Source organism: Jiella marina (assembly GCF_024359545.1).
In the GTDB taxonomy this organism is placed as follows: domain Bacteria; phylum Pseudomonadota; class Alphaproteobacteria; order Rhizobiales; family Rhizobiaceae; genus Jiella.
In genome coordinates this window covers 158,324-172,697 of sequence record NZ_JAKQZG010000012.1, presented here as the reverse complement: position 1 = coordinate 172,697, position 14,374 = coordinate 158,324, and the positions used below count along the sequence as shown (strand labels likewise).

Annotated in this window: 11 protein-coding genes, 1 tRNA gene and 1 pseudogene; 8 read left to right on the top strand and 5 right to left on the bottom strand. The window is 63.7% G+C overall.

Annotated features, from left to right (window positions below):
- Positions 1 to 261: 261 nt before the first annotated feature.
- From MF134_RS19045 to MF134_RS19035, 3 genes and pseudogenes are all read right to left on the bottom strand, one after another.
- Positions 262 to 704 (bottom strand): annotated as a pseudogene (locus MF134_RS19045) (ATP-binding protein); the annotation flags it as partial.
- Between the two features lie 373 nt (positions 705 to 1,077).
- On the bottom strand, positions 1,078 to 3,057 hold the full coding sequence (locus tag MF134_RS19040) for a DUF6538 domain-containing protein (protein WP_255341061.1): 1,980 nt from the start codon (positions 3,055 to 3,057) through the stop codon (positions 1,078 to 1,080).
- A gap of 106 nt (positions 3,058 to 3,163) precedes the next feature.
- A tRNA-Gln gene (locus tag MF134_RS19035) sits at positions 3,164 to 3,238 on the bottom strand.
- Between the two features lie 301 nt (positions 3,239 to 3,539).
- Here MF134_RS19035 and MF134_RS19030 point away from each other — a divergent pair.
- The 8 genes from MF134_RS19030 to MF134_RS18995 all read left to right on the top strand — a co-directional run bounded on the left by MF134_RS19030 (position 3,540) and on the right by MF134_RS18995 (position 11,272).
- Complete coding sequence (locus MF134_RS19030) at positions 3,540 to 4,193, top strand: thiamine phosphate synthase (protein ID WP_255341060.1); 654 nt, start codon at positions 3,540 to 3,542, stop codon at positions 4,191 to 4,193.
- Positions 4,190 to 5,275 carry a tetratricopeptide repeat protein gene (locus tag MF134_RS19025; RefSeq protein ID WP_255341059.1) on the top strand — a complete coding sequence of 362 codons (1,086 nt, stop codon included), beginning with the start codon at positions 4,190 to 4,192 and terminating at the stop codon, positions 5,273 to 5,275. Before MF134_RS19030 ends, MF134_RS19025 begins: the two co-directional genes overlap by 4 nt.
- A gap of 205 nt (positions 5,276 to 5,480) precedes the next feature.
- On the top strand, positions 5,481 to 6,044 hold the full coding sequence (gene efp, locus MF134_RS19020; RefSeq protein ID WP_255341058.1) for an elongation factor P: 564 nt from the start codon (positions 5,481 to 5,483) through the stop codon (positions 6,042 to 6,044).
- 73 nt (positions 6,045 to 6,117) lie between these two features.
- Entirely contained in the window at positions 6,118 to 6,960 is an 843-nt protein-coding gene (locus MF134_RS19015) for an inositol monophosphatase family protein (RefSeq protein ID WP_255341057.1), read from the top strand.
- A gap of 215 nt (positions 6,961 to 7,175) precedes the next feature.
- Positions 7,176 to 8,306: a MotA/TolQ/ExbB proton channel family protein gene (locus tag MF134_RS19010; RefSeq protein ID WP_255341090.1), complete on the top strand. Its 1,131-nt coding sequence runs from the start codon at positions 7,176 to 7,178 to the stop codon at positions 8,304 to 8,306.
- Between the two features lie 3 nt (positions 8,307 to 8,309).
- Positions 8,310 to 9,338 (top strand): peptidoglycan -binding protein, encoded by a 1,029-nt coding sequence (locus MF134_RS19005; RefSeq protein ID WP_255341056.1) that lies wholly within the window; start codon positions 8,310 to 8,312, stop codon positions 9,336 to 9,338.
- A 288-nt stretch (positions 9,339 to 9,626) separates the two neighbouring features.
- The gene (locus MF134_RS19000) at positions 9,627 to 10,853 is read left to right on the top strand and encodes a PQQ-dependent sugar dehydrogenase (protein WP_255341089.1); all 1,227 of its coding nucleotides are present in this window, start codon (positions 9,627 to 9,629) and stop codon (positions 10,851 to 10,853) included.
- Positions 10,854 to 10,939: 86 nt separating this feature from the next.
- Positions 10,940 to 11,272: a c-type cytochrome gene (locus MF134_RS18995; protein ID WP_255341055.1), complete on the top strand. Its 333-nt coding sequence runs from the start codon at positions 10,940 to 10,942 to the stop codon at positions 11,270 to 11,272.
- A gap of 385 nt (positions 11,273 to 11,657) precedes the next feature.
- On the opposite strand, the gene MF134_RS18990 is transcribed toward MF134_RS18995, so the two are convergent.
- Together MF134_RS18990 and MF134_RS18985 are read right to left on the bottom strand one after the other, a co-directional pair.
- On the bottom strand, positions 11,658 to 12,074 hold the full coding sequence (locus tag MF134_RS18990; RefSeq protein ID WP_255341054.1) for a DUF7282 domain-containing protein: 417 nt from the start codon (positions 12,072 to 12,074) through the stop codon (positions 11,658 to 11,660).
- A gap of 278 nt (positions 12,075 to 12,352) precedes the next feature.
- Entirely contained in the window at positions 12,353 to 14,107 is a 1,755-nt protein-coding gene (locus tag MF134_RS18985; RefSeq protein WP_255341088.1) for an ABC transporter transmembrane domain-containing protein, read from the bottom strand.
- Positions 14,108 to 14,374 lie beyond the last annotated feature (267 nt).

Genomic DNA, 14,374 nt, shown 5'->3' with positions numbered 1-14,374 from the left:
CCTTATCAGGAACGTTAAGGTGTTCTTCGCTCAGCCCCTGGCGTTTTGGCGCGCTCGACCCTAGGACTTTATCTATGGAGCGAGTATCGTCGCCGCCGTCAGACCATGCTGTCACAGGTGAGAGAGAATCTCTGACGAAGATTGCGTGGGATCAATAGCTTAGACGAAAAATGGGGTAGAATTCCCCCGCCGGCGGCGCCGATGGCGAGGATTATTCAGTGTGATTAACGCGGAGCGACAATCACGGTGCGGTCCTGGGTATCACACGCGAAGGCGGTCGCCCCGGTCCGCGGCGGTTCTCCGCCGGTAGCTTTCGACGTTCATCTCGAAGATGGTCGCGTGGTGGACCAAGCGATCGACCGCCGCGACCGTCATGGCGGCGTCGGGGAAGATCCGGTTCCATTCGCCAAAGGCCTGGTTGGCTGTGATCAGCAAGGAACGCCGCTCGTAGCGGGTGCTGATGAGTTCGAACAGCACGCTGGTCTCGGCCTGGCTTTTGGTGACGTAGGCGAGATCATCGAGGATCAACAGGTGATACTTGTCGAGCTTGAGATCGCCGCTTCGAGGGCGAGTTCGCGACGGGCCACCTGCAGCTTCTGGACGAGATCGATGGTGCGGGCGAAGAGGATCCGCCAGCCGTTCTCGACGAGAGCAAGGCCGATGGCGGCCACCAGATGCGACTTTCCCGTGCCCGGCGGCCCGAATCCGCTCTTCAGGGCACGGCCCTCCACGTGCCAGTCCCCGAATTCAACCTCGCGAGCCGCGTCATCCTGCATCCAACGACGCCCCTGGCATCGATGTCCGAGAGACATCCAAGGCGTCTCAAGGAAAACTCGACGTCGCCCTGCCGCCGACATCACCCATTCCGGCACGACCGTCAGCCGAAAACCCCATAACCCGATCACGACATCCCGCGGGTTCCTTCTTCGGCGACTTTCGTACGCCTCGCGGCGCCCGAAACTCTTCAGGACTGCGGAACAGCAGCTTCTCGGCTCCATCGTCCGAAAGCAGCCGGTCTCCTCCCGGCCCATTTACGTCTGTCCGTAAGGCTGTTTGCTCAGGCTGCGAGATATTTTGCTATGCTCTGGTTTTTGCTTTTGATGCCCTGCTCCACGGTGCAATGGCCTTTTCTTTGACCCATGGGACCAGTCTGATTGCGTGCGGCGAAAGATGCGCTGTCACGATAGGCACCTTCGAAAGATCTTCGAGCTGGTTCACGACGTCGGTGGGATTGCAGTAGCGTTCTGTCGTTTCCGTCTTTCCACCATGCCCCATTAGGTCCGCTCGGAACTCGGCGTCGACACGCTTCTGTTTCAGTTCGTTGTTGAAGAAATGACGCGATTGGTGGGGCGTGAAGCCGCATGTCTTAAATGACGGGCGAAGTTCGTCGTAAAGGCGATCTCCTAAGAGGCTGCGGCTCGAGGGTGAATGAAGGTCGGGAAACAGCCGACGATATCCAAGCTTTCTGATCGTATCGACGTAATCGAGAAAACTCAGGCGGATGAGTTCGGGATGAAGAGCCAGGTTCCGAACCGACTGAGGATTCTTCAGTCGTCGAAATTCATTGAAGCAAACATGGATATAGGGATGGTCGCCGTTATCGGTGACGATGTCCTCCACGGACAGGCCGCAATATTCCTCGCGCCGCATCCCCTGATAGTTGGCAAGCAGGGGGCCGAAATAGGCCGCGCGGTGGAATATCCGATCGCCTGGACGATGCATGTCGTCCCAGTCGCCGCATCCGGTGAAGACCGGTTGGTGAAAGAACGTTTCGATCTGGCTCCGGGTCGGCACAGGCCGATCGTCGCGGCCACGTTTGGTTTTTCGTGCGCGAAACTCCGTCAGATCGAGCTGGGAGTCGACCGGAATGCCAGCCGACTTAGCCCGGCGCAGGAGCTGGCCGATAAAGGTCAGGTGCCGGTTCCGGGTCGCGCCGGAAAGCCCCCGTTCGGCTGACGGCCTTTGTTCGCCATCCTTCCGGAGATCGGCGATTGTCCGATGCCTGTCTTTCGGGCTCTTCCCATATGTCTTGTGCAGAATCCTTAGAAAACTCTCGAAAGCATCAAGATGATGTTGCCGAAGCTCGGCCAGGTCGTTGACGCGTGCATCTTCGGTGAGGAAACGCGCGAAGAGATCGAAGATCATTCGGGCCTGGCGTGCGGTCTTTTCGTCCCAAACCTCATCTCGGAGCTTTTTCTCGATCAGCTTGGCGCTGATTGAGATCACGCTGCCCGTGTGTGCCGCCACCGTTTCTTTCGAAAAGGTCGGCGACGGTCGTGAGGGCAGGGGGGCAGTCTCGCCGCACAGCGGGCGAACTTCTGCGGACTCCGAGGTCGTCTTCGATGCCGATTGTTCGATTCTTTCTAAACTGGAAGGGGTGTCGTCCTTGGGCGAAAGCGAACTGATCTCCGCATCGAAATCGAATGGATCGTTGCGATAGCGCTCGTCCGTCTTCAGAAGCGCTTCGCCCAGGGCCCTCAGATAGATCGGCTGCGTTTTCGCTGTCGTTGCTGCCGTGACCTCGGCACCGGTTGCCACGATGGCGTCGGCCAGGCGAAACGCCGAAGGTTCCGCCTCGCCATGCGCCTTCATACGTCCAACCGTCGCCGCGACGCGCTCGATCTCTTCCTCGGACAGGCCGGCCTTCGCTAGGCGACCTCGAGCATCCTCGTCGATCGAAGCGTGCAGGCCGTTCTGGGAAAAATGACGATACGCCCACCCCATCGCCGTCTCTTCTTGGACCTCCTGCAATGCCGTGAAGCCCCGTTCGCTTCGCGCGAAGTCTGCGAGAATGCCGAGCTTACGGCGATGCTGTTCGAAGGTGCTGCGGAACAGCGACTGCAGTTGCTCTCGTGTGATCTCTGGAAGTTCGCTCATCAGCAACTCTGCAGCCATACCGTTCAGGCAAGCACCGAGATATCGCGCCTCCTGAACCTCACGGGTTCGAAGACTGATCTTAACATGCGTCAAGCCGATTCGCCCGGCGAGCGTGTCCGGAAGGCGCTTGCGCCAATAGTAGACGGCGCCGCGTCGTTCGAGACCTGTCGCGATCCCCATTTCACACTCCGTGTCACACGGTTGTGTCACAGTCGTGTGTCCCACTTGGAGGAATGTCTCCCCAGCTGGAACGGAGCGATCATTATTTCAATGACTTAGCTGGATTTGGCTGGGGCGGCAGGATTCGAACCTGCGAATGGCGGCACCAAAAGCCGCTGCCTTACCGCTTGGCGACGCCCCAATGCCGTGCAGCGATAACGGAGCGCCCTCATAGCCCCTCGTGAGGAGCGATGCAACGCGATTTGACGAAATCCGCTGCTTGGCGCAACCGCTCGTCCGCGCACAAGAGAATGCTCCTGCGAAGTCGAGCGCTCGTGGCGCGCTTGCCCGGGCTTTGCCGCATTGGTGCGGCAGATTCATGTACTGTCAGAGCTTGGCTGTCTTATCACCGACGCTGGTCGCCGCGCCGGCCGCTCGAGCGGTCGCGTCCATCGGCTCTTGTGCTTCACAGATTCGTCCGACTGCGATAATCGATCCGAACCATGATCCTAGAACCCATCCGTCCGCGGCTTGTGCTCGTCACCACGCCTCTTTCCGACGAAAACGCTGAAGCGCGACTGCGCGCGGCGCTGGGCGCCGGTGATGTCGCCTCGGTGCTGATCGATCCGGCCGGGCGCGAAGGCCCGGCCTATCAGGCCTATGCCGAAGCGCTGGTGCCGATCATCCAGGAGGCAGGCGCTGCTGCGCTCGTCGTGGACGACACCCGCGTGCTCGGGCGCAGCAAGGCGGACGGGCTGCATCTCACGGAAGGCCGTGTCGAGGCACTGGCCGAAGCCGTCGAGCGCTTTGCACCGAAGTCGATCGTCGGTGGTTCGGGCTTCGAGACCCGGCATGATGCGCTGGAAGCCGGCGAGGCGCTGCCGGACTATCTCTTCTTCGGGCGGTTCGGCGGCGACCGGGAGCCCGAAATCCATCGCAAGAGCCTGGCTCTCGCCGCCTGGTGGGCGGAGATCGTCGAGCTTCCCTGCATCCTGATGGCCGGGCAGGACGTCGAGCGGCTCGACGAGGCGGCGGAGACCGGGGCGGAATTCGTCGCGCTGTCCGCGGCCGTCTTTGGAGACGACGTCGATCCGGCGGCGGCCGTCGCCCGGGCCAATGCCATCTTCGATGCTTATTTCGAGAGGGTGGCGGCATGATCGGGACGGCGATCCTGCGGCGCCGCGCCTGTCGTGTCTCCGGTCGGCTCACGGGCGGGCTCCTTGCCATGGCGTGCATGGTGGCGACCCTGGCCAACACGGCACAGGCAGCCGAAGAACCCGACCCCGGGGCGACGACACCAGCGCCGCTGGCAGGGGAGAGCGACCCCGACATGCTGCGCGGTTCGCGTCAGGATGCGCTGCCGGTGCCGTCCCAGAAAGAGGAGGCGGCTCCAGAGGCGGACGCGGCCTCCAACCCCGCCGATCTCGCCTATGGCGCCTTTCAGCGAGGCTTCTACCTGACCGCGGCGAAGCTCGCCGAGCCGCTGGCCAATCTCGGGGATCCGGCCGCACAGACGCTTCTCGGCGAGATCTATTCGCGCGGGCTCGGCGTGCCTCAGGATCTGACCCAGGCCGCTCGCTGGTACGAGGCGGCGGCGAGTGCCGGGAGTGCGGAGGCGCAGTTCCGCTATGCCATGATCCTTCTCGACGGCACCGCGGTCTCTCAGGACGTGGCGAAGGCCCGCGATCTGATGAAGGCCGCAGCCGACCACGGTCTGCCACTCGCCCAGTACAATTACGGCCAGATGCTGATCGAAGCCTCGCCGGCCGGCGGCTTCAAGGATGCGTTCGGCTATTTCGAGGAGGCCGCCAATGCGGGCGTCGCCGATGCGCAATATGCCATGGCACAGCTCTACGCCTCCGGTCTCGGTGTAACGGCGGACGAAGAGAAGGCGCGGGGATGGCTGCGGGCAGCGGCCGTCAACGGTCTGGACACCGCCCAGATCGAATACGGGATCTGGCTGATCAACGGCAAGGGCGGTCCGGCGCGGATGAAGGACGGGTTCCGCTTCCTCAAACATGCGGCCGAACTCGGCAACCCCATTGCGATCAATCGTCTGGCCCATCTCTACAAGGACGGGATCGGGACCGAGCCGGATCGTGCGGAAGCCGCCAAATGGGCGGTGCTCGCCAAGCGGATGCGTAACTCGGATCCCGTCCTCGACGATTTCTTCCGGGGGCTCGATCCGACCACGCAGAAAACGGCACTCGAGGCGGCCAATCGCCTGCGATCGGGATGACCGGCGAAGCGGGCCCCTGGCTTGAACCCGTCGGGTTTTTATGATCTTGAGCCCGCTGATCGCCGATCGACGGATATCGCCCGTCGCTCCATTCGCGAGCGGCCCCGCCATGAGCGTCGGGACCGCGCGGGGAGACCGGCAGAACGGCTTTCCGGCCGTCGGATGCCGACGGCTTCCTTCGGCTTATGAGAATTCGAGAGTTTCGATGAAGATCAACGGCAATGAAATCCGGCCCGGCAATGTGATCGAGCACAATGGCGGGCTGTGGGTGGCGGTCAAGACCGCCCATGTGAAGCCCGGCAAGGGCGGTGCCTTCGCGCAGGTGGAGCTGAAGAACCTGATCGACGGCACCAAGCTCAACGAGCGGTTCCGCGCCTCCGAGACAGTCGAGCGGGTCCGCCTCGAGCAGAAGGACTACCAGTATCTCTACGCCGAAGGCGAAATGCTGGTCTTCATGGATACGGAGACGTTCGAGCAGCTCGAACTGCAGAAGGACTTCGTCGGCGAGCGCTCGGCCTTCCTGCAGGACGGCATGATGGTGACGGTCGAAAGCCACGACGATCGGCCGATCGGCATCCAGCTGCCCGACCAGGTGGTGCTCACCATCGTCGAGGCCGATCCCGTTGTGAAGGGACAGACCGCTACCTCGTCCTACAAGCCGGCGGTCATGGAAAACGGTATGCGGGTGATGGTGCCACCCTTCATCGAGTCGGGCGAGAAGATCCTGGTGGATACCAACGAGATCACCTATCTGCGTCGCGCCGACTGACATGGTCGACGCCGTGCCGTGAGCCGGCAAGCGCTGGCTCGGTCTGGCAGACCCAACCTACCGAAAGAATGCGATGGCCCGCTCCGCGCTCCTCAACGTCATGATCCAGGCCGCCATGAAGGCGGGGCGCTCGCTCGTCCGCGATTTCGGCGAAGTTCAGAACCTGCAGGTCTCGCTCAAAGGGCCGGCGGATTTCGTTTCCAATGCCGATCGCCGGGCCGAGGAGGTGGTCTTCAAGGAGCTTTCGCGCGTGCGCCCCGACTGGGGCTTCCTGATGGAGGAGCGTGGCGCAGTCGAAGGGCGCGACCCGCAGCATCGCTGGATCGTCGACCCCTTGGACGGGACGACGAACTTCCTCCACGGCATTCCGAACTTCGCGGTGTCCATCGCGCTCGAGCGCGACGGCCAGATCGTCGCCGGCGTGATCTTCAATCCGATCCAGGACGAGCTCTACGTGGCTGAAAGGGGCGGCGGCGCTTTCGTCAACGATCGCCGGATCCGGGTCGCGGCCCGCCAGCGCCTGCCTGAAGCTTTGTTCGGAACCGGTGCGCCCTTCCTCGGGCATGGCGACCATACGGCGTATCTCTACGAAATCCGTCAGATAATGGCGGAATCGGCCGGGATCCGTCGAATCGGAGCGGCGTCGCTCGATCTCGCCTATGTCGCGGCCGGGCGGTTCGACGGGTTCTGGGAGCGCAGCCTGAAGCCCTGGGACGTTGCGGCGGGATCGATCCTCGTCCGCGAGGCGGGAGGCTTCGTGACCGGGCTTGCCGGCGAAAAGTTCGATCATCTCAAGGGCGATATCGCCTGCGGAAACGAGGCGATCCACAAGGCACTCGTGGGCCAGTTGAAGACCGCGACCGACAAGCGGGCGCGCGCCGCGCGCGGTGCGGCGGACAGTGCCGCGGCGCAGTGACCGGCCGCGCCTTGCGTTTCGGGCCGAAATCCGGGGGTTAGGCGGGCGACGTCATTTCAAATCTCGACGATCTTTGTATATGTTTTGCGGGACGAGGTCGGGATATCAGTCGTTATTCGAGGCGGCGGTTGCGCGAGAACGCGGCGTGGTCGACGGGAGAGACGTCAGTAAGGCGTTCGCGAAGGTCGGCCCTTGAGAGTTGAGTGAAACGCCACATGCAGGTCTTCAACGCACCGACGGAGAACAAGGCAAGAGCGGACGAGTTCGACCCGAACCGTTTGTCGAGCCCGCTGGTCTTCCTGTGGTCGATGCTGGTGTTTCTGGCGCTCGCCGGTTTCGTCGCGGCCATTCTCGGCCGGCAGGTCTCTTCCGCCTTCCTGACCAATCCGGGGCTCAACGGGCTCATCGTCGGCGTGTTGGCGGTCGGTATCTTTCTGGCGCTTCTGCAGGTCTGGCGCCTGTCGCGCGAAGTCCGATGGGTCAACGCCTATCGCGAGGGCGCCGACAATTTCGAGCGGATGCGCCCGCCGGTGTTGCTGGCGCCGATGCGGGCGCTGATCGGCCGCCGCCGGTCGATCTCCCTGTCGACCACCTCCATGCGCTCGATCCTCGATTCGATCGCCACGCGGCTCGACGAGACCCGCGATATCGCGCGCTATCTGATCGGGTTGCTCGTCTTTCTCGGTCTGCTCGGCACGTTTTGGGGCTTGTTGCGGACGATCGGCTCGATCGGCGCGACGATCCAGGGCCTCGATCCGGCGGCGGGCGACACGAGTTCCATCCTCGATGCCTTGAAGGCGGGCCTTGCGGCTCCGTTGGCCGGTATGGGAACGGCGTTTTCGTCCTCGCTTTTCGGTCTCTCGGGCTCGCTCATCCTCGGTTTTCTCGATCTGCAGATTGGCCGGGCGCAGAACCGTTTCTACACGGAACTCGAGAACTGGCTCTCCTCGGTCACGGATGTCGGTTCCGACATGGCGCTTCCCGCCCCGGCTGCCGGTGGGCAGCAAGACGGGGCCGAAGAATTGCGGCTTCTGTCCGATCGTTTGAACCGCATGCTGCAGGACCAGAACGCCAGCCCGCGGACCAGCACGGCCATGGCCAATCTCGCCGAGAGTATTCAGGGGCTCGTCCAGCATATGCGCGGCGAGCAGCAGCTTCTGCGCGACTTCGTCGAAGCGCAGGCCAGCGAGCAGCGCGAATTGCGCCACGTGCTCGATCGGCTTGCCGGCCAGGTCGGCCATGGGAGTCCCCCCGGACGCAGCGGCCCGCAGGGCCAGTCGGAGCGGCCGACACCGCCACCGGCGCCGCGGATCGTGGGGGCCGGTGGCGGCTCCGAAAGCGAATAGAACATGGCGCTGGCCCGCAATCGCCGCAGCGAGCGCACGGTCGATTACTGGCCGGGCTTCGTCGACGCGTTGTCGACGCTGCTTCTGGCGATCATGTTCCTTCTCTCGGTGTTCGTGTTGGCGCAGTTCCTGCTCAGCCGCGAGATTTCCGGCAAGGACGAGGTGCTCGACAGGCTGAACAGCCAAATCAACGAGCTGACGCAGTTGCTCGCCCTCGAACGCTCCTCCAGCCAGGACTATCAGGACCAGATTGCCACGCTGCGCGCTTCGCTCGCTTCCGTGGAGGACGAGCGTACGCGGCTCCAGCAGGCTCTGGAGTCGGGCAGCGGTTCGGCGGCAGCAGCAAGCGAGAAGGTCAGCGCACTCGAAGAGGCACTGGAGGACGAGCAGGGCATCTCGCAACGTGCCCGTTCGCAGATCGAGCTCTTGAACCAGCAGCTTTCTGCGCTTCGCCAGCAGATCGCGGCGCTGGAAGGGGCGCTGGAAGTTTCCGAGGAGCGCGATCGCGAGAGCCAGACCCGGATCGCCGATCTCGGCCGGCGACTCAACGTGGCGCTTGCGCAGCGGGTCCAGGAACTGTCGCGCTACCGGTCCGACTTCTTCGGGCGCTTGCGGGAAATTCTCTCCGACCGTGAGAACATCCGCATCGTCGGCGACCGCTTCGTCTTCCAGTCCGAGGTGCTGTTCCCGTCGGGCTCCGACGAGTTGCAGCCCGCAGGGCAGGACGAGATGCAGAAGCTTGCCGAGGCCATCCAGGAGCTGGCGCGGGAAATCCCCTCCGACATCAACTGGATCATTCGTGTCGACGGCCACACCGACAATGTGCCGATTTCCGGCGGCCGCTTCGAGGATAACTGGGAGCTTTCGACCGAGCGTGCCAGCTCCGTGGTCAAGTATCTGGTCAGCCAGGGCGTGCCGCCGGATCGTCTGGCTGCCACAGGCTTTGGCGAATATCAGCCCTTGGTCGAAGGCGACACGCCCGAAGCCCGGGCTCGCAATCGCCGCATCGAGTTCAAGCTGACGGAGCGCTGAGGTCGTCAGCCGAACGCTGGGCGTGGGAATTCTCGTCGCATCCCGGACGCATTCGCACGTTTCGTATTTTCCGGAAGACATTGAGGCACAATCACCTTTTGGGTTTTCCGTGATCTCAACCGCTCGACTTGTCGCTCGCGACTGCGATTGTCTTTCGTAAAGGGCTGTTGACGACTGCTGGATTTGGGGACAGCATTCGTCACGCGGAAGGGAGATCCGCGGAGAACGAGCGCTGAAAACAGGCGCCTGGGAGGAAATATGAAGCGCATTTTGTTGGGCACGGTGGCCATGCTTGGCCTCGTGGCGGCGACGCACGCCTACGGGCAGAGCGGCGACAACATGAAGAAGCTGCAGGCTTTTCAGTCGACCGGTACGTCGATGGATTTCAGGACCATCGAGCAGACGGGCGACTATGCCGATCAGCTTCGCAAGAACCTTGAACAGATCGAACTGCCGGACGGCTTCAAGATCGAACTCTATGCGGTCGTTCCCGACGCGCGGCACATCGCCGTCGGTCCGCAGGGCGTTGCGACCTTTGTCGGCACGCGCAAGCAGAACGTCTGGGTGGTCACGGATCGCGACAAGAACCGTGTGGCGGACGAAGTGAAGGAATTCGCGCCGTCGATCGATTTCACCATCCCGAACGGCGTTTGCTTTTCGAAGGACGGCTTTCTTTACATCGCCGAGCAGAACCGCGTCCTGGTTCTGCCTGCGGCCGAGTTCTTCTATGAAAGCCCGGATGTAGCGGTCGGCGTCGTGGTGGACCAGGGGGAGCTGGTGCCGACGTCGGAAGAGTCGTTCAATCACACGGCGCGCGTCTGTCGCGTGGGGCCGGACGACAAGCTCTACATCGCGCTCGGCCAGCCCTTCAACGTTCCGCCGCAGGAGAAGATGGACCTTTACAACAGGGAGGGGATCGGCGGCATCATCCGGATGGATCGCGACGGCAGCAAACGTGAAGTCTACGCGACCGGCATCCGCAATTCCGTCGGCATGCAGTTCAACCCGGCCAATGGCGATCTCTGGTTCACCGACAACCAGGTCGACGGCATGGGTGACGACATTCCGCCGGGCGAACTCAACCGCGCGACCCAGGCCGGCCAGAATTTCGGTTTCCCCTGGTATGGCGGCGGCACCGTGAGGACGAACGAGTACAAGGATTCCGAGCCACCGGCCGATGCTGTGGCGCCACAGGTCGAGATGGTGGCCCATGCGGCCGATCTCGGCATGGACTTCTACGACGCCCGGAGCTTCCCGCAGAAATATCGCGGCGGCATCTTTTCGGCGCAGCATGGATCGTGGAATCGGACCGAGCCCGTGGGCGCTCGGGTGATGTTCACCCCTGTGAACGAGGATGGCACGGCGGGTGAGACGGAGGTGTTCGCCTCAGGCTGGCTCACGGACAGCGGCGAGTATATCGGCCGGCCGGTCGACGTCGAAGTGCTGAAGGACGGTTCGCTTCTCGTCTCTGACGATCTCGCGGGCGCGCTCTATCGGATCTCCTACGAGAACTGATCGCCGATCATCTCGCCGGTCGCACCGCGTGTGCGGCCGGCATTTCGCTGCCGCGGCCTCGCCTCCGCCACAACACGGGAAACCGCATGATCATCCGCCTTTTCGCGAATGCCATCCTCGTCGCCAGTCTCACAGGGGCGGGGGCTCAGGCGGCCGATCTCGCCGCCGGCAAGGAGAAGGCGGGGCAGTGCGTTCCCTGCCACGGTCTCGACGGCGTTGCGAAGGCGCCCGACGCACCCAATCTTGCCGGCGACAGCATGTTCTACCTCACCGAGCAGCTGAAGGCTTTTCGCGGCGGGCAGCGCCAGCACCAGCAGATGTCGATCATCGCCTCCGGGCTTTCGGATGAAGACATCGCCGATCTCGCCGCCTGGTATTCGGCGATCGAAGTGTCGGTCACCTTGCCGGACGTGCAATAACGGGGTGTGTCGGCGGCTATCGGATTGTGTTGCCACTTCCGCAGGGACAGGGCGTTCCGATTTCCGGCGGGCGGTTCGCGTCGACGACCGGGGCTTTCGACCGAGCGCGCGAGTCCCCTTGGGAGGTATCTGGTAAGTCATGGGGCCGCCGGATAGCCTCATGGCGACCGGCTTCGGCGAATGCCGGCCCCTGATCGAAGGCGAAACCACCCAGGCCCGCAACCGCCGCATCGAGTTCAAGCTCACCGAATGCTGAGAGAGTAGCCGGCGCCGTTCGCCGTCGATTGCGCCTGAGAGGGCAGGGGAGCCATTGCAGGAGAGGCGCCCCGAAAGGCGCCTCTCCTGCTGATCGCTGGTCTGAATTTCGCCGGACGCCGAACAAGGCCTATTCGGCGGTGACCGTCGTCATGACCAGATTGTCGTCGACGCGGATGGGCCCGTCCTCGCTCGCGCCAAGCGTATATTCGAACACACCCGTCTCGCTGCCGCCGGCTTCGGAGTGGACCATCAGCATCAGCATGTCACCGCTGGCCACGTCCTCGGTGAGGATCGCTGCAACGTCTTCATTCATGCCGGCGCGAAGCGGTGCGTGTCCGACGACCGGGCCGGGCTTCATCTCCGAATCGGTGCGGTGGACGACGAGCCAGCCATTCTCCGGCGCGGTCACGGTATCGGCGCTGATGACGCCGTTCGAAACGCTCTGATCGGAAGCGGTGACGGAGGGGGTCATGTCGCTCTGGGCAAAGGCTGGCGCGGCGAGGCCGGCGGTCAGGAGAAGTGCGATCGTCGTTCTCGTCTTCATGGAATCATCCTGTGGAGTTCGCGTTGGGAGCCGAACCGACGCCAGCGTCGCAACGCTCTGACGAAAATCTCGACCCTCTGTCGGTCGCATCGCTGGAACAGTCGGACCAGAACCAGCGTGCGCAGAAGGTACGAAGGCCCCGGGGGGCGCAGCTTCGCCGCTCCTCTCGACGTGATCTGTGTACCCTCAGTGATCACGGCGATGTCAGAATGGATGACGTTTTCCCGACGTGCGGCTCGCAGTTCACACGGTAGGGTCGAACGGCCGGCGGCCGCCTTCTACTCCGCAGCCTGGTCCAGCCGCCCGGCCTCGAATTGCAGTCGCGCAAGCCGGGCATAGAGCCCGTTCTTCGCGATCAGGCTCTGATGATCCCCTTCCTCGACCACCGTGCCACGATCGAGAACCAGAATCCGATCAGCTTTGAGAACCGTCGCCAGCCTGTGGGCGATGACGAGGGTCGTGCGGCCGACCATCAATTCGTCGAGCGCCTTTTGCACCAGCACTTCGCTCTCGGCATCGAGCGCCGACGTCGCCTCGTCGAGAAGCAGGATCGGCGCGTCGCGCAAGAGTGCGCGGGCGATGGCGATCCGCTGGCGCTGCCCACCCGACAAGGTCACGCCACGCTCGCCGAGGAGCGTGTCGTAGCCTTCGGGGAGCTCGCGGACGAAGCCGTCGGCAAGCGCCTGACTGGCTGCTTCGGCGATGGCGGTCTGGCGTGCGCCGGGATTGCCGAAGGCGATATTGTCCGTTGCGCTCGCGGCGAAGATCGTCGTGTCCTGGGGAACAAGCGCGATCCGGCCGCGCATCTCCGTCGGATCCGTCTCCCTCAAGTCGACGCCGTCGACGCGGATGGAGCCCGAATCGGGATCGTAGAAGCGTTCGAGCAGGGCGAAGATGGTCGACTTGCCGGCGCCCGACGGTCCCACGATCGCAACCGTCTCGCCGGGTTCGACCGCGAAGGAGAGACCGTTCAGCGTCGGCAGGTCCGGCCGGCTCGGATATGCGAAGAAGACATTCTCGAACGCTAGGCGGCCGACGGAAGGTGCGGGCAGGGCGGCAGGATGCTCCGGGGCGAGGATGGCCGGGCGTTCTGCGAGGAGTTCGGACAGCCGCTCCGCCGCTCCGGCGGCGAGTGCCAGCTCGCCCCACACTTCGGAAAGCTGTCCCAGCGCGCCGGCGGCGAAAACTGCGTAGAGCAGGAACTGGCTGAGCGTGCCGGGTGAGAGTGTTCCGGCCGTCACCCGGCTTGCACCGATCCACAGGACGGCGATCACCGAGGCGAAGATCAGGAAGATGGCGATGGCGGTAAGAAGCGCGCGCGCCTTGATCGAGGCGCGGGCCGCGCCGAAGGCTTCGTCCACCGCGCCGGCAAAGCGGCCGGTGACGAAGCGCTCGCTGGTGAAGGCCTGCACCGTGCGCATCGCGCCGATCGCCTCGCTGGCATAGGCGGTGGCGGCGGCGAGCGTGTCCTGGGCATGGCGGGACCGCCGGCGCACGCCGCGGCCGAAGGCGACGAGCGGCAGGACGATGAAGGGAATCGCCGCGATCACGATCAGGGACAGCGCCGGGCTGGTCGCGACCATCATCGCCAGCGCGCCGAGGAAGAGGATCGCATTGCGCAGAAAGAGCGAGGCGGTCGAGCCGACGGCGGATTTCACCTGCGTCGTGTCGGCGGCGAGACGCGAGACGATCTCGCCGGATTCGGCCGTGTCGTAGAAGGAGGGCGACAGCTTGGTCAGATGCGCGAACACGTCCTTGCGCAGATCGGACACGACCCGCTCACCGAGCGTGATGACGAAGAAATACCGTCCGGCGCTGGCGATCGCGAGGATGCCCGCGAGTGCGATCAGCATCATGAAGTAATTGTCGATCAGCCCGGTATCGGCCTCGATGAAGCCGTGATCGATGACGCGGCGGACGGCAAGCGGCAGCGACAGCGTCGTCAGCGCGGCAAGCGCCAGGAAGAACACCGCCCCGACCGCGAGCGTCTTGTGATGCAGAACATAGGGAGCCAGCCGGGCGAGCGGTCGCAGGTTCCGGCGCTCCTTGCCTTGGGCCGGCTTCGCCGGTTTGGATCCTTGGCTCGGCGCAGCCGGTTTGGGTTCGCGCAAGAAAACCTCCCTTATCGGTCTTTTCGAGCCGGTTCGCAGTGCAGCCCGGACCTTGTGCCGGCCCGGCGCCTGATGTATAGGCTCGCACCAGATTTTGGAAGCGATCCAGCTTATCCGTCCCCGTCACATCGCATATCCATCTCGGCTCGGCGCCGGGCGGAGCGATGGACCGGGGATTTTTGTCGCAAT